Origin of the sequence: Neobacillus rhizophilus (assembly GCF_018343535.1) — a bacterium.
GTDB lineage: Bacteria > Bacillota > Bacilli > Bacillales > Cytobacillaceae > Neobacillus > Neobacillus rhizophilus.
In genome coordinates this window covers 178,499-193,513 of sequence record NZ_JAGYPF010000002.1, presented here as the reverse complement: position 1 = coordinate 193,513, position 15,015 = coordinate 178,499, and the positions used below count along the sequence as shown (strand labels likewise).

General features: G+C 47.3%; 11 protein-coding genes. 3 read left to right on the top strand and 8 right to left on the bottom strand.

What is annotated here, in order from left to right:
• Positions 1 to 181: 181 nt before the first annotated feature.
• From KHA99_RS08890 to KHA99_RS08880, 3 genes are all read right to left on the bottom strand, one after another.
• Positions 182 to 1,033: a 3-hydroxybutyryl-CoA dehydrogenase gene (locus KHA99_RS08890; protein ID WP_213117105.1), complete on the bottom strand. Its 852-nt coding sequence runs from the start codon at positions 1,031 to 1,033 to the stop codon at positions 182 to 184.
• A 239-nt stretch (positions 1,034 to 1,272) separates the two neighbouring features.
• Positions 1,273 to 2,460 carry an acetyl-CoA C-acetyltransferase gene (locus KHA99_RS08885; protein WP_213117104.1) on the bottom strand — a complete coding sequence of 396 codons (1,188 nt, stop codon included), beginning with the start codon at positions 2,458 to 2,460 and terminating at the stop codon, positions 1,273 to 1,275.
• A 320-nt stretch (positions 2,461 to 2,780) separates the two neighbouring features.
• Positions 2,781 to 4,892: a heterodisulfide reductase-related iron-sulfur binding cluster gene (locus KHA99_RS08880; protein WP_213117103.1), complete on the bottom strand. Its 2,112-nt coding sequence runs from the start codon at positions 4,890 to 4,892 to the stop codon at positions 2,781 to 2,783.
• 186 nt (positions 4,893 to 5,078) lie between these two features.
• Between KHA99_RS08880 and cls the strand changes: the two genes are divergently transcribed.
• Complete coding sequence (gene cls / locus KHA99_RS08875) at positions 5,079 to 6,281, top strand: cardiolipin synthase (RefSeq protein ID WP_213117102.1); 1,203 nt, start codon at positions 5,079 to 5,081, stop codon at positions 6,279 to 6,281.
• A gap of 60 nt (positions 6,282 to 6,341) precedes the next feature.
• Positions 6,342 to 7,310 (top strand): UV DNA damage repair endonuclease UvsE, encoded by a 969-nt coding sequence (gene uvsE, locus KHA99_RS08870; protein ID WP_213117101.1) that lies wholly within the window; start codon positions 6,342 to 6,344, stop codon positions 7,308 to 7,310.
• Positions 7,311 to 7,339: 29 nt separating this feature from the next.
• On the opposite strand, the gene KHA99_RS08865 is transcribed toward uvsE, so the two are convergent.
• The 5 genes from KHA99_RS08865 to speE all read right to left on the bottom strand — a co-directional run bounded on the left by KHA99_RS08865 (position 7,340) and on the right by speE (position 12,463).
• Positions 7,340 to 7,519, bottom strand: a complete 180-nt coding sequence (locus KHA99_RS08865; protein ID WP_213117100.1) for an H-type small acid-soluble spore protein — start codon at positions 7,517 to 7,519, stop codon at positions 7,340 to 7,342.
• A 298-nt stretch (positions 7,520 to 7,817) separates the two neighbouring features.
• Positions 7,818 to 9,488, bottom strand: a complete 1,671-nt coding sequence (gene argS / locus KHA99_RS08860) for an arginine--tRNA ligase (protein ID WP_213117099.1) — start codon at positions 9,486 to 9,488, stop codon at positions 7,818 to 7,820.
• The gene (locus tag KHA99_RS08855; RefSeq protein WP_213117098.1) at positions 9,485 to 9,895 is read right to left on the bottom strand and encodes a YwiB family protein; all 411 of its coding nucleotides are present in this window, start codon (positions 9,893 to 9,895) and stop codon (positions 9,485 to 9,487) included. Before KHA99_RS08855 ends, argS begins: the two co-directional genes overlap by 4 nt.
• A 302-nt stretch (positions 9,896 to 10,197) precedes the next feature.
• Positions 10,198 to 11,070, bottom strand: a complete 873-nt coding sequence (gene speB / locus KHA99_RS08850) for an agmatinase (protein WP_213117097.1) — start codon at positions 11,068 to 11,070, stop codon at positions 10,198 to 10,200.
• Between the two features lie 562 nt (positions 11,071 to 11,632).
• Positions 11,633 to 12,463 carry a spermidine synthase gene (speE, locus tag KHA99_RS08845; RefSeq protein WP_213117096.1) on the bottom strand — a complete coding sequence of 277 codons (831 nt, stop codon included), beginning with the start codon at positions 12,461 to 12,463 and terminating at the stop codon, positions 11,633 to 11,635.
• A 327-nt stretch (positions 12,464 to 12,790) separates the two neighbouring features.
• Here speE and KHA99_RS08840 point away from each other — a divergent pair, with 327 nt between their 5' ends.
• Positions 12,791 to 14,860, top strand: coding sequence for a transglycosylase domain-containing protein (locus KHA99_RS08840; RefSeq protein ID WP_213117095.1), 2,070 nt, complete (start codon positions 12,791 to 12,793; stop codon positions 14,858 to 14,860).
• Positions 14,861 to 15,015 lie beyond the last annotated feature (155 nt).

Sequence of the window (15,015 nt, the reverse complement as noted above, 5' to 3'; positions counted from 1 at the left end):
ATGCCCCTTTCTCGAGGATTCTGTATTCTTTGCTTGAATCTTGCTACCCCTATTTTTAAGACCCCTACTGCTATTCTTGAAAAAATTATCTCCCGAGTAGACCATATCGTTATCTCTATCTTTCTATATTTGTAATATTTAATGTCCGCCAATGGATAGACAGTTGCAAAGCTAAATTCTGTTATTCGTATACGTAAAATCCACGTCTGGTTTTCTTACCTAACCAGCCTGCTTTTACATATTTACGCAGCAGCGGGCATGGGCGGTACTTGTCATCGCCAAAGCCTTCGTGCAATGTTTCCATGATGTAAAGGCAAGTATCCAGTCCGATAAAGTCGGCGAGCGTTAACGGCCCCATTGGGTGGTTCATGCCAAGCTTCATTACTTCGTCGATGGCTTCCTTCGTGGCCACGCCCTCGTATAATGTATAGATCGCTTCGTTAATCATCGGCATTAGCACGCGGTTGGCTACAAAGCCAGGGAAGTCGTTTACCTCTACAGGCACTTTGGATAACGTTTTTGTCATGTCCTCGATGACTTGATACACTTCATCTGCCGTTGCCAAGCCGCGGATGATTTCCACCAACCTCATAACAGGCACCGGATTCATGAAGTGCATACCGATGACCTTTTCCGGGCGCTTCGTTGCTGCCGCGATTTCCGTGATAGGCAGCGAGGAGGTATTGCTTGCTAAAATCGCATGCGCCGGCGCAATTTCGTCTAACTGCGCAAAGATTTTTGTTTTGATTTCCATGTTTTCAACAGCTGCTTCGATGACAAGATCCACGCCGGATGCGTCTTGCAGGTCTGTTGATGGAGTCAGGTTGCTAAGCACCTCTTGCTTTTGCTCCTCGGTCATGCGGCCCTTATCTACATTGCGGGATAGGTTTTTGTTGATAACCCCTAGTCCGCGCTCGACAAATTCCGATTTTAAGTCATTTAAGACAACCTTGTAGCCCGCTTGTGCACAAACCTGGGCGATTCCCGAGCCCATTTGGCCAGCCCCAATTACCATTACCTTTTCAACTTTCATGTTTTCCCCTCCGATTTGGCGGCCGGAAAACAGAAACCGGCCGCGACTTTTGTTTTCTTTTTTTCTATTCAACAGCGTAGAGTTCCTTCCCTATTCGAGAGTAAGTTAGCTCTATCCGAGAGTATTTCTCCCTTATGCGAGAGATAAGCCATTCTATCTGAGAGTATTTTCCCTTATCCGAGAGATAAGCCACTCTATCCGAGAGTATTTTCCCTTATCCGCGAGTAAGCCTCCACTAGTTATCTCTTCGGCACCTCAATCATAATCGCATCGCCCTGGCCGCCGCCGCTGCAGATGGCCGCGATGCCAATCCCGCCGCCGCGGCGCTTTAACTCATGCAACAAAGTAATGATGATGCGCGCTCCGCTTGCGCCAATTGGATGGCCAAGGGCAACCGCACCGCCGTTGACATTGACCTTTTCCGGATCCAAGCCGGCGATTTGACCGCTCGCCAGCGCTACGGCCGCGAACGCTTCGTTGATTTCAAACAAGTCAATTTCCTCAAGGCTGCGGCCAGTTTTTCGTAAAATTTCATTGATGACAAGTCCTGGTGTCTGTGGGAAGTCCTTGGCTTCGACTGCGATCGCCGCCTGGCCGATGATGACCGCTTCTACCCGCCGGCCTTCACGCTCCGCACGTTCCTCGCTCATCAACACGAGAGCACCGGCTCCATCATTGACCCCTGGTGCGTTTCCGGCTGTGATGGTACCTTCGCCATTAAACGCCGGTCCAAGCTTCGCTAATTTTTCCAAAGAGGTATCTTTCCGCGGCGCTTCATCGTGCTTGACTACAACCGGCGCTCCTTTGCGCTGCGGTACTTCTACGTTCACAATCTCTTCGGCAAACTTGCCGCTCTCGATTGCTTCAATGGCCCGCTGGTGGCTTCTTAATGCCCACTCATCTTGTGCCTCGCGACTAAGCGACATCTCTTCAGCGGTCGAGTTCCCGTACGTTCCCATGTGCACGCCGGTGAAGCTGCAGCTTAATCCGTCATGAGTCATCAAATCCTGAACCGACGCGTCGCCCATTCTTAGGCCCCATCTTGCTTTTGGCAAAATATACGGAGCATTTGACATTGATTCCATACCGCCTGCCACGATGAGTTCCTCGTCGCCAGCACGGATGATTTGGTCAGCCAGTGTTACACTGCGCAGACCTGATGCACAGACCTTGTTGATTGTTTCAGTCTTGACTTCCCATGGAAGCCCGGCGCCCCGCGCCGCCTGGCGGGATGGGATTTGCCCTTGTCCCCCCTGCAGGACTGATCCAAAAATCACTTCTTGCACGTCTTCTGGATTCACATTAGCACGCTGTACCGCTTCTTTAATGGCTATACCGCCCAACTGAGAGGCGCTAAAGCTGCTCAATGCCCCGCCGAATTTACCAAAAGGCGTTCTAACCCCGCTTAAAATAACCGTTCTACCCATTCGAAACATCCCTTTCCCCTGTTTTTATTTCAAAAAACAATTATGCCTTTTCCCAATTTTCAGTCACTGATACATAAAAAATGGGAGCGTGCTGATTTCATCATCGACTGAACGCTCGCTCAACACTGTTGCAAAAACTAACGCAGGTCCAGGGGACTACCCTGCCCACGCATTTAATTAAAAAGGAAATGTAAGCGTTTTAATCTACTTATTCTATTTTACAAAAAAAATAGCAGAAGTTGAATTGTTTTACACAAAATTCCTAAAATTTTTCTGCGTATGCAATCAACCTCTGCTATTTTAAAATTCAATTTTCAGTCTTACGATGCCACTGCCACAGGTTCACCGCAGACGGCTTTTTCAAGCAGCTCGGCCACATCGTAGGTTGCAACCTTATCTTCAACCTCTTTGGCCTTCGTACCATCGGAAAGCATTGTTAAACAGTATGGACAGCCAGAGCTGATGACGGATGGGTTCACCGATAATGCTTGCTCTGTACGTGCCACGTTGATGCGGTGTCCAGTTTCTTCCTCCATCCACATCAAGCCTCCGCCGGCACCGCAGCACATTCCCTTCTCGCGGTTCCGTTCCATTTCCACTAGCTTTACGCCTGGGATAGCCTTCAAGATTTCACGCGGTGCATCATAAACGTCGTTGTAACGTCCCAAGTAACAAGAGTCGTGGAACGTAATCGTTTCGTTCACGGCATGCTTCGGCTTCAAACGGCCATCGCGGACTAGTTCAAAAAGAACCTCCGTATGGTGGTAAACCTCAGCCTGCAACCCGAAATCAGGGTATTCGTTTTTGAAAATATTGTAGGCATGCGGGTCAATTGTCACGATTTTCTTCGCTTCTGCCTTTTCAATTTCAGCGATATTATTATTCGCAAGTTCCTGGAACAAGAACTCGTTACCTAAACGGCGGACTGTGTCGCCAGAATTCTTTTCTTTGTTACCTAAGATAGCGAACTTCACGCCTGCTTCATTTAATAGCTTCGCAAACGACAACGCAATCTTCTGGCTGCGGTTGTCGTAAGAGCCCATTGAGCCAACCCAGAACAGGTACTCGAACTCTTCGCCAGCTTTGTTCATTTCTTTTACAGTTTTAACTTCAACGTCTTCACGGGCTTCGCGCCATGTTTCGCGCTCTTTTCTGTTCAAGCCCCAAGGGTTGCCCTGACGCTCGATGTTAGTGATCGCGCGCTGTGCATCAGCGTCCAATTTTCCTTCTGTTAAAACTAGGTACCGGCGAAGGTCAATAATTTTTTCAACGTGCTCGTTCATAACCGGACATTGGTCTTCACAGTTACGGCAGGTTGTACAAGCCCAGATTTCTTCTTCGGTGATGACATCGCCAATCAAGCTTGGGCTGTAGACGGAAGTTGCAGCTGTTTCAGACGCGCCTTGACCAGCTGCGGCAAGTGCAATTTGGTTGCCCTTTGTATTCGCAAATGCGAAGGTTGGCACCCATGGCTGCTTTTGCGTTACAGCCGCACCATAGTTGGTAAGGTGATCACGCATTTTCACGATTAAATCCATTGGCGACAGCATTTTGCCTGTGCCGGTTGCCGGACACATATTTGTACAGCGGCCGCATTCTACACAAGCATAGAAGTCCATCATTTGCAGTTGTGTGAAGTCTTCAATTTTTCCAACGCCAAATGATTCGGCAGTTTCGTCCTCGAAGTCAATCTTTCTCAATTTACCTGCCTTATCCAAACGATTCAGGTAAACGTTTGCAGGACCGGCAATTAAGTGAGCGTGTTTTCCTTGCGGCACATATACTAAGAAGGCCAATAAGAAAATCAAGTGCAGCCACCATGCCACATAAAAGATGGACACTGCTGCTGTTTTACCAATACCGGCGAAGATAATTGAAATGAGAGATGCCACTGGTTCTGCCAAGGAAGTTTCTTCACCATGCCAGATGATGCCCATTCCGTTTCCTAATAGCACCCAAATCATTAAGCCGCCGATAAAGATTAAGACAAGACCAGATTTAAAGCCCCTCTTTAAGCGGACAAGTTTCTCAACATAACGACGATGAAATGCCCAGAAAGTTGCCACTAAAATGACTAAAGTGACGATCTCCTGGAAGAATGTAAATGCCGGATAAAGCGGTCCAAGCGGAAGGTGGGAGCCTGGTGCAATCCCTTTCCAAATAAAATCGATCGCTCCAAATTGAACAAGAATGAAGCCGTAAAAGAACATAACGTGGATGGCACCACTCTTTTTATCCTTTAAAAGCTTCTTCTGCCCGAATACCATAACCCAGATTTTTTGCAGACGTTCTTTGACATTGTTGTCAAACTCTTCCTTTTTGCCAAGCTTCATATATTCGATCCGTGTTTTGACAACATAGACGAACAAGCTGAGCGCGTAAGCGGTTACGGCCAAGAAGGCAATAAGGTTGACCCATAAAAGTCCATTCATGAAATAAGCCCCTTTCGTTGATTTCTCCTCTAAGTTTTTTACTTGTTGTTAAAAATAACAAATTTTCTGAACTTACCTTAACTCTATTATAATATGAATGAGCATTCAGTCAATCCATTTTTACTAACTTATAGAAATGTTTGTTGTTGGAAAAACTAACGAAACTGATTGGAGGAAGGTTTTCCAATGAATTTTTTAGTCATTTTTTTCGGAATTGTCTTACTTTTCATTATATGGCTTATTCTGGACTTTTGTCTAGGGCGACAGAAGCATCATTCTTCTGTAAGAAAAATGGAAACTCCCATCCTGCATGGTGATTTTGACATTTTTACTCATGGCAAGGAGCTATTTCACGACTACTTTTCCGTGCTGCGCGAGGCAGAAAGACATATCCATGTATTGTTTTATATTGTAAAGGATGATGTCTTTAGTCAGGAATTTCTTTCAATTTTAAAAGAAAAAGCACGGACCGGAGTTGAGGTTCGCTTGCTGCTGGATCGGCTTGGCAGCTGGAAAGTAAAAGGAGCGGCGATAAAAGAGCTGCGCGCGGCGGGGGTAGAGTTTGCCTTCAGCAATCCGGTGAAGCTCCCCTATCTTTTTTACTCGATGCAGGTCCGGAACCACCGTAAGATTTCGATTATAGATGGGCGAATTGGCTATCTTGGCGGGTTTAATATTGGAAAGGAATATATTGACGAAGACCCAAGCCTTGGCCCATGGCGCGATTATCATCTAAAAATCGGCAGTGAAAGCGTCAATTTTTTACAAAGTGAGTTTCTGATGGATTGGGAACGATGCACGGGAGTTGATTTGCAGGGTGTGGCGAAGTATTTCCCGAAATTGCCTAAAGGTGACGTCCGCCAGCAATTTATTCCAACGGAAGCCAATCAGCTGGAATGTATGTTCATCAGTCTCATCCAATTGGCCGAAAAATCGATTACCATCGGCACACCTTACTTTATTCCAAGCAGGAAGATTTTTGCGGAGCTGCAGAAGGCGGTGCAGCGGGGCGTCTGTCTGACAATCATTGTACCGTCAGTTTCTGATCACATACTCGTGAAAGAGGCGTCGTTCCGCTATTTACGGACGCTGCTTCGGGAAGGCGCATTGGTTTATCAGTATAATAAAGGTTTTTACCATGCCAAAACTATCGTCATTGATGACAAGGTCGCCGACATCGGTACCGCGAACTTTGACAAACGCAGCCTCTTTTTAAACCAAGAAATCAATTGCTACATCTACGACCCAAACTTTATTGACCGAATAAAGGACATACTGGACAAAGACATCCACGATTCCACCCGGCTCACACTCGAGCAACTGAACAAACCAAACTTGGCCAGATCTATGAAGGAAGCTGTTGCTGGGGTGGTTTCTTACTTTTTATAAGGTGGCAGGCACCGCTTGTTGACAGTTGGGGTTGAACTATTTCTATGGGAGGTGGGAGTAATGAGAATTCGCTTTGGGTATGTTTCGCATGCGATTAGTTTGTGGGATGCCTCACCGGCCAAGATGCTTACCTTTGCTCGATATCAACAGCTGAACTCTGAGGAGCGGGCGGCCAAACTCCGCGAGATTACGAAACAAAATCTGAACCATACACTGAGGATGCTGCATTATAATGTGGCTCATGAGCTGGAGCTGTACCGATTCTCCAGCTCAATTGTTCCGCTTGCCACCCACCCGGAGGTGCGCTGGGACTTCGTCGCCCCATTCCGCAGCGAGTGGCAGGAAATTGGCAATCTTGTAAAAAAGCACAACCTAAGGGTCAGCTTTCACCCGAACCAATTTACCTTGTTTACCTCGCCAAAGCCGCAAATTACGGAGAACGCGGTTATCGACATGACCTACCATTTTCAAATGCTGGATGCCATGGGAGTTGCGGCGAATAGCCTGATTAACATCCATATCGGTGGTGCTTATGGTGACAAACAGCAGGCCCTGGCCCGTTTCCATCAAAACCTGAAAGCCTTGCCTGCTCATATAAAAAATATCATGACCTTAGAAAATGACGACAAAACGTATACTGCAGAAGAAACGCTGGCTGTTTGCGAAAAAGAAATGATTCCGTTCGTTTTTGATTACCATCACCATATGGCCAATCCTTGCACCAAGCCGCTTGAGGAACTGTTGTCGCGCATTTTCCAAACATGGTCTCATAGGCCGAGCCTCTTGCCGAAAGTACACATCTCCTCCCCGAAGTCGGAAAAAGAATACCGCTCCCATGCGGATTTCGTAGACCCAGAGTTTATCATGCCATTTTTGAAAATGCTGATAGAGTCTGGCCGGGATGTTGATTTCATGATTGAGGCAAAAGCGAAGGATCAAGCCTGTTTGAAATTGGTGGAGGATTTAAGCAAGATTCGCGGCTTTAAGCGGATTAGTGGAGGTGCCCTTGAAATTAAACAACACCAGTAAAAAAGAGTCCCCGCCCCGCGGAGACTCTTTTATTCTTCAATTAAGTTTAAGACAGGAACGTCCTGCTCATGTTCAGGGTCCGTCCTGGAATATATCCGCGCCATTTTCGATGCTTCGTCCACATGCTGGATAATGACCGGCGTTCCCTCATAGGTCACATTAATCATATCCGCGGATTCCAAAATTTCCTTCGCTCTTCCTACATTCATGCGTTCGGTCCACTCCTCACAAATAAGTACACTATTACTATTTGCATTTTTTTGGAGGGTATTCATACTTTTTGGCATTTTTATGGAAAAATCACCCTCAATAAAATGCCCCGATTCATTTACTTTCCGTTTTAAGGCGTTTACTTTCCAATTCGGAAAAATACTTTCCACTTTTCAAAAATACTTTCCATACTGCGGACTTTACTTTCCACTTTTTCAATTTTACTTACACATTAAAATAATTCTAAAAAGGTCCCCTCATATCGAAGGAACCTCATTACCAAAACCTATTCAAAAATTACATTTTTTCCGGTGCTGAAACCCCAATCAACGCCAGCGCATTCCGTAACGTAATCTGCACAGCGTTCACCAATCCGAGGCGTGCCTTAGTCCGCTCAGGCTCACCGCTTTCCAGCACCTTTTCCGCATTGTAAAAGCTGTGGAACGTCGAAGCCAATTCAAAAATGTAATTAGTAAGCCGGTGAGGCACGCGCTTCAACGCCGCTTCGCCAACCGCATGCGGGAACTCGCCCAATTTTTTCAACAAATCTACTTCCTTTTCGGAAGCAACCACTGAAAAATCAGCACCGGAATCAACTGCAAAACCCTGCTCCTCGCCAGACCGCAAAATTGAACAAATCCGCGCGTGAGCATACTGCGCATAATAAACCGGATTTTCATTGGACTGCGACACTGCCAAATCCAAATCAAAGTCCATATGGGTATCCGAGCTGCGCATCGCAAAGAAATAACGCGTCGCATCGAGGCCGACCTCATCGACTAAATCCCGCATGGTGACAGCCTTTCCAGTCCGCTTCGACATCTTCATCTTCTCGCCGTTTTTATACAAGTGAACAAGCTGGATGATCTCAACCTCGAGCGCCTCGCGGTCATAGCCGAGCGCCTGGATCGCCGCCTTCATACGAGGAATATAACCGTGATGGTCCGCTCCCCAAATGTTGATCAATTTTTCAAAGCCTCGCTCGAGCTTGTCCTTATGATAAGCAATATCCGGCGTTAAATAGGTATATGATCCGTCCTGCTTAATCAGCACGCGGTCCTTGTCGTCGCCGAGGTCGGTCGAACGCAACCAGGTTGCCCCGTCCTGCTCATAGATATAGCCGCTCTCCCGCAATGCCGCCAGCGCCGTGTCAATTTTTCCACTTTTATAAAGGGATGTTTCTGAATACCAAACATCAAAGCCGACACGGAAGTCCTCAAGGTCCCTTTGGAGCTTTTTCATTTCGTATTTCAAGCCATACTCTCGGAAAAATTCAAACCGCTCCTCTTCCGAAACATTTACATATTTGTCGCCAAACTCTTCCGCAAGCTTCTTGCCAATCCCCACAATGTCCGCTCCGTGGTAGCCGTCCTCTGGCATTTCTTTTTCCAAACCAAGCGCTTGGAAATAGCGCGCTTCAACAGAAAGCGCCAAGTTATTAATCTGATTTCCCGCATCATTGATATAGTATTCGCGGGACACATCATAGCCAGCCTTGGCTAAAATGTTGCTTAAAGAATCACCGACCGCCGCACCGCGAGCATGTCCTAAGTGAAGGTCGCCCGTTGGATTCGCCGACACGAATTCCACTTGGATTTTCTGGCCGCCGCCAACCGTGGTCTCGCCATACTTGTCCCCAGCCTTCAGAATCGTCGGAATCAGCTCAGTCAAATACGAATTATTCATGTAAAAATTAATAAACCCCGGCCCGGCGATTTCCATTTTCTCAATCGAAGCCTTGGAACGGTCGAAGTTCTCCACAAGGGCCTCTGCAATCATCCGCGGCGCCTTCTTCGCCACCCTTGCCAGCTGCATCGCCATGTTGGTCGAATAATCGCCATGTGCCTTCTCCTTCGGGGTTTCGAGAATCACATCCGGAATCTGCTCTTCGGACGCAAGCCCTGCCTTCAGCACCGCCGCCCGAATTTCCTCCTTAACCTTTTGTTGAACCTGTCCCACAATATTCATTTTTGTTCCTCCTGAAAACTTATTTCTAAATGGTATGTACCGGCAGGCGACTCCTGTATCGCAAAATCATATAGAATGCTGATTTGTCCGCTGCCATTTTCGTATGAATAGTCCAGCTTCCGCGTCGAGGTCGTTGTCTCAAATGTCCCAAATGTCAGTTCATAACTGCCGCGCAGCTTCCGATTCAGTTGAAAGGGCAGGCGCATCTTCAAAGTGCCGCTCCTTAAAATCAGGGCCTCGTCTGCTGCCACCTTCACAATCGTGCGAACATTACCTTCCTCCAGCACTTCCTCATACTGCAGGTAGGATGCCTGTTCTTTTTGAAAATACCGGCCGAACACCACCAGTTCAAACGTCTCCTGCTCATCAATCGTCGTCTTCACATTAACCTTTACCGGAATCTCCATGCTACACTTCCCTGTTTCTTTTTAAGCTAATAATAAAGTATAAGGGCAACTACGCCTCATGAACCGCCCTTAGGGGGCTCGCCAATCGACGAGTTTTCTTTAAAAAGGAACCTTGATAAGCTCATTTTCTCTGTCCATGTCTATAACATTGACTTACACGCCGTTTCGCATACTTTTTCTATTATAAACATGGTTAACCCACAAATCAAAAGATGCCAACCCAAAAAAGGGCAGGCATCTTTTAGGGGGTCAGTCCCCCGCTACTTTAACGCGTTACTCTATCGTGGGTCTGACCCCCACTATTATTTCACCCAGCCAAGCAGCATTTCACGAATCAGTTTGCTAGCAGTGTTGGCTGTTTGCTCGGATACATCATAGATTGGCGCGACTTCAACAAGGTCGCAGCCGACCACGTTTACCTCAGAACGGGCAATGGCATGAATCGATGCAAGCAGCTCTTTTGAAGTGATTCCACCCGCATCGACCGTACCGGTTCCAGGAGCATGCGCCGGATCAAGGACGTCGATATCGATCGTGACATACACCGGGCGGCCGGCAAGCTTCGGCAGGATTTCCTTTAACGGCTCAAGCACTTCAAACTTGGAAATATGCATGCCGTTCTGTCTGGCCCAATCGAATTCTTCCTTCATTCCGGAGCGGATACCGAAAGAATAGACATTTTCCGGTCCAATATGCTCAGCGATTTTACGAATTGGTGTAGAGTGCGATAACGGCTCACCCTCATAATTTTCACGCAGGTCGGTATGAGCATCCATATGAATAATCGCTAAATCCGGATATTTTTTAAAAACAGCCTTCATAACCGGCCAAGAAACAAGGTGCTCCCCACCCATGCCAAACGGAAATTTACCAGCAGCCAATACCTGGTCAATAAAATCTTCAATAATATCAAGGCTCTTTTGAGCATTCCCAAACGGAAGCGGTATATCTCCGGCATCGAAATATTTTACTTCATCAAGCTCACGGTCAAGGTACGGGCTGTACTCCTCAAGCCCAATCGACACCTCGCGAATCCGTGCCGGGCCGAAACGGGAACCCGGGCGGTAGCTTACCGTCCAGTCCATCGGCATTCCATATAATACAACCTGACTCTCCTCAAAATTCGGGTGGCTCTTAATGTACACATTCCCCGAATACGCTTCATCAAAACGCATCAAACATTCCTCACTTTTTATGTTTTAATAAATAGTTGCTCCAAAACATTTGTATCCCTAGGCACGGAGACCTCTCTACGTGACCGTTTTCCCTAGTTTCCACCCGGTTTGGGCACGTACAACCACTCTACGTGACCGTTTCCCCTGATTTCCACCCAGTTCGGTCACGTATAACCTCTCTACGTGACCATTTCCCCTGATTTCCACCCAGTTCGGTCACGTATAACCTCTCTACGTGACCGTTTCCCCTGGTTTCCACCCGGTTCGGGCACGTATAACCTCTCTACGTAACCGTTTTCCCTGATTTCCACCCAGTTCGGGCACCTATAACCTCTCTACGTGACCGTTTCCCCTGATTTCCACCCAGTTCGGGCACCTATAACCTCTCTACGTGACCGTTTCCCCTGATTTCCACCCAGTTCGGGCACATACAACCTCTCTACGTGACCATATTCCATGGTTTCCACCCTGTTTAGACACGTAGACCCTCTCTACGTGCCTGTTTTCAACTTTTTCTTACTCAATCGGGCACGTAGAATTACAAACTAAAAAAAGATATAACCTATTTCAACAAATCCCCAACAAACTTCGGCAAAACAAAGGCCGCCTTATGGAGTTCTTTTGTGTAGTATCGTGTTTCAATGTCGTGGAAGCGGTCGTCGCTGACTGCGAGCGGATCGTACTTTTTCGATCCGATGGTGAATGCCCACAGGCCACTTGGATAGGTTGGGATGTTGGCAACATAAAGGTTGGTCATCGGGAAAATTTCACGGACATCGCGCTGCACATTGCGAATCAGATCCGCTTTAAACCACGGGTTGTCTGACTGGGCCACGAAGATTCCGTCTTCCTTCAATGCCTTGGAAATCCCGGCATAGAAGCCCTTTGTAAACAGGTTCACGGCGGGGCCAACCGGTTCAGTGGAGTCTACCAAAATGACATCGTATTCATTTTCACTATTGGCAATATGCATAAATCCGTCATCAACGCGGACATCCACTCGAGGATCGTCCAGCCAGCCGGCAATCTCCGGCAGGAACTTCTTCGAATACTCGATTACTTTCCCGTCGATATCGACAAGCGTCGCCTTTTTCACACTTGGGTGCTTCAACACCTCGCGGATGACGCCGCCATCACCGCCGCCGACAACCAGCACATTCTCCGGATTCGGATGCGTAAATAACGGCACATGTGCGACCATCTCATGGTAAACGAACTCGTCTTTTACCGAAGTCATGACCATGCCGTCTAGCAAGAGCATGTTGCCCCACTCGGCGGTTTCTACCATTTCCAGCATTTGAAACTCGGTTTGTTCTGTATGTAAAGTTTTATTCACTTTCATCGTGATCCCAAAGTTCTCGGTCTGCTTTTCCGTAAACCAAAGTCCGCCCATCTAACCATCTTCCTTTCCTCTTTTTTCTGCCAATAAGAAAGTATAAACTTTCTTAACGCATAAGTGCAACTACGCCTCTGTCTTCGCCCTAAGGGCTCGCCAATCGGCGAGTTTTCTTTAAAATAAACACTTCAAACTTATACTACCCAAACTATTGAATTACAAACACACGAAAAAGTCTAGCAAAAATGTTTCAAATTCCTGCAAAAAATTGTTTAAAAAGAGTCTATTTTTTCAATACTATTACTATCGGTTTTTTCCAAAATCCAAAATTTCCCGTCAGAAAAGGAAAGACGGACTCACAAAAAAATAGGGGGTGAAGTTAGCATGGAAATCATGACGAATCACGGTTTTCGAAAAACAGTTAAATATTTGCGTGCTCTAATCATCATCAGTTTGATTGGCATGATTTGTATGCTTGTGCTTTTCCTCGGCGTCCTCGCCTATGCGAAAATACTAGGCCCGCCACCACTCGCCGTTCCGCAGTCAACATTGTTTTTTGCCGACGACGGTACACTGATCGGCGAAAGCAATAACGGCCAAAAGCGTTATTGGGCGAAGCTTAACGATATCTCTCCGGATCTCGTCAATGCGACCGTCGCGATTGAGGATAAAAATTTTTACGAGCATCATGGGTTTGATTATAAGCGGATTGCCGGGGCAGTTCTAGCCGATATCAAGGCATTCGCCAAGGTTCAGGGGGCAAGCACGATCACCCAGCAATACGCAAGGAACCTTTTCCTTGAGCATGACAAAACATGGACGCGAAAGCTGACCGAAGCCTTTTATGCGATCCGCCTCGAGATGAACTATTCTAAACAACAAATTCTCGAAGGCTATTTAAATACGATTTATTACGGCAACGGCGCTTATGGGGTCGAAGCCGCCAGCCAATATTATTATGGTAAAAAAGCGGCCGACCTTTCGCTGGCAGAAGCAAGCCTGCTCGCTGGCATTCCGAAGGGGCCAGGTATCTATTCACCGCTCCGGTCTATCGAAAACGCGAAAGCGCGGCAAAACATTATTTTGCAAAGCATGGTGAAAAACGGATACATCAAGAAAGATGCAGCCCAAATTGCTGCCGGGCAGCGCCTTGTTTTTGTGGGCGAATATCCGACGCACAAAGCTAGGACCGCCCCTTATTTCCAGGATGCCGTCAAAAACGCCTTGAAAAATCAGCTTCATCTCGATGACCGGACCATCGCCCTCGGCGGCCTAAAGGTCTATACGACGCTGAACATGAAGCAGCAGGAGGCGGCAGAGCAGCAGGTCAATCGGTATGTCTCAAAGTCCTCGGAAATTCAAGTCGGCCTTGTCGCGATGGATCCGAAAAACGGCAATGTCAAGGCAATGGTCGGCGGCCGGGATTATGAAAAAAGTCCGTTCAACCGGGCCGTCCAAGCGGTCCGCCAGCCAGGCTCGACCATCAAGCCGCTCCTGTATTACGCGGCCCTTGAGCACGGCTTCACCCCATCGTCAACGATGCGGAGCGAGTTTACGACCTTCCAGTTTGACGATGGCCAGGCCAATTACACGCCGCATAACTTTAACAACAAGTATGCTGACGGCGAGATTACCCTTGCCCAGGCCCTTGCGGTTTCGGATAATATTTTTGCTGTAAAAACCCACCTCTTTTTAGGGGAAGAAACATTGATTGATACAGCGAAGAAATTCGGCCTGTCGACCAAAATGTCGAAGGTGCCATCACTTGCGCTGGGCACCTCAGGGGTACGAGTGATTGAAATGGCGAACGCCTACAGCCTGTTTGCCAACGGCGGCAAAAAGGTCAGCCCGAACTTGATTACGAGAGTGGAAGACTTTAATGGCAATGTTATTTTTGAAAAGGAAAATAAAGAGGAAAAAGTGTTGGACCCAGCCAAAGCGTTCGTAATGACGCAAATGATGACTGGTGTGTTCGACCCTAAGCTTAGCGGCTATGCAAGGGTTACGGGAAGCACCATCATCAACGACTTAACCCGCCCCTATGCTGGAAAATCAGGTTCAACGGAAACGGACAGCTGGATGATCGGCTTCTCGCCGCAGCTGGTGACAGCCGTTTGGGCTGGCTATGATATCGGCAAACCGCTAGATGTGACTGCCGAAAAAACGTATGCGAAAAACGTGTGGGCGAATTTCATGGAGGAGGCTCTGGACGGCAAGCCAGTCAAGGCTTTCAAGCCGCCAAAGGAGGGCGTCATCGGGCTATATGTTGACCCAACAAACGGCAAGCTTGCAACCAAGGATTGTCCGGTGCGCCGCTTCACCTATTACGTGACTGGCACCGAACCGACCGAATACTGTACCGAGCATCTTGGTAAAGGCGGCTCGAAAAAGCATGACAAAAATGGCGATGACCAAAAAACCCCATGGTACAAACGCATCCTTCCATGGAGTTGAATGAACGGAAAAAGCTCCGGGGCAGCCCCGGAGCTTTTTCCTGTCCTAGTCTTACAGTGTTTTCACACTTCTTATAATACTACCCATTTTTGAAAAAAACTACAAGAGTTTCACATCTTTTATTTTTGTAAAAAAATGTTCATAATTAGCGTTAA

Excerpts from the sequence above, each read along its gene's own strand:
- KHA99_RS08890 (WP_213117105.1), bottom strand. The coding sequence starts at position 1,033 with ATGAAAGTTGAAAAGGTAATGGTAATTGGGGCTGGCCAAATGGGCTCG.
- KHA99_RS08885 (WP_213117104.1), bottom strand. The coding sequence starts at position 2,460 with ATGGGTAGAACGGTTATTTTAAGCGGGGTTAGAACGCCTTTTGGTAAA.
- KHA99_RS08880 (WP_213117103.1), bottom strand. The coding sequence starts at position 4,892 with ATGAATGGACTTTTATGGGTCAACCTTATTGCCTTCTTGGCCGTAACC.
- cls (WP_213117102.1), top strand. The coding sequence starts at position 5,079 with ATGAATTTTTTAGTCATTTTTTTCGGAATTGTCTTACTTTTCATTATA.
- uvsE (WP_213117101.1), top strand. The coding sequence starts at position 6,342 with ATGAGAATTCGCTTTGGGTATGTTTCGCATGCGATTAGTTTGTGGGAT.
- KHA99_RS08865 (WP_213117100.1), bottom strand. The coding sequence starts at position 7,519 with ATGAATGTAGGAAGAGCGAAGGAAATTTTGGAATCCGCGGATATGATT.
- argS (WP_213117099.1), bottom strand. The coding sequence starts at position 9,488 with ATGAATATTGTGGGACAGGTTCAACAAAAGGTTAAGGAGGAAATTCGG.
- KHA99_RS08855 (WP_213117098.1), bottom strand. The coding sequence starts at position 9,895 with ATGGAGATTCCGGTAAAGGTTAATGTGAAGACGACGATTGATGAGCAG.
- speB (WP_213117097.1), bottom strand. The coding sequence starts at position 11,070 with ATGCGTTTTGATGAAGCGTATTCGGGGAATGTGTACATTAAGAGCCAC.
- speE (WP_213117096.1), bottom strand. The coding sequence starts at position 12,463 with ATGGGCGGACTTTGGTTTACGGAAAAGCAGACCGAGAACTTTGGGATC.
- KHA99_RS08840 (WP_213117095.1), top strand. The coding sequence starts at position 12,791 with ATGGAAATCATGACGAATCACGGTTTTCGAAAAACAGTTAAATATTTG.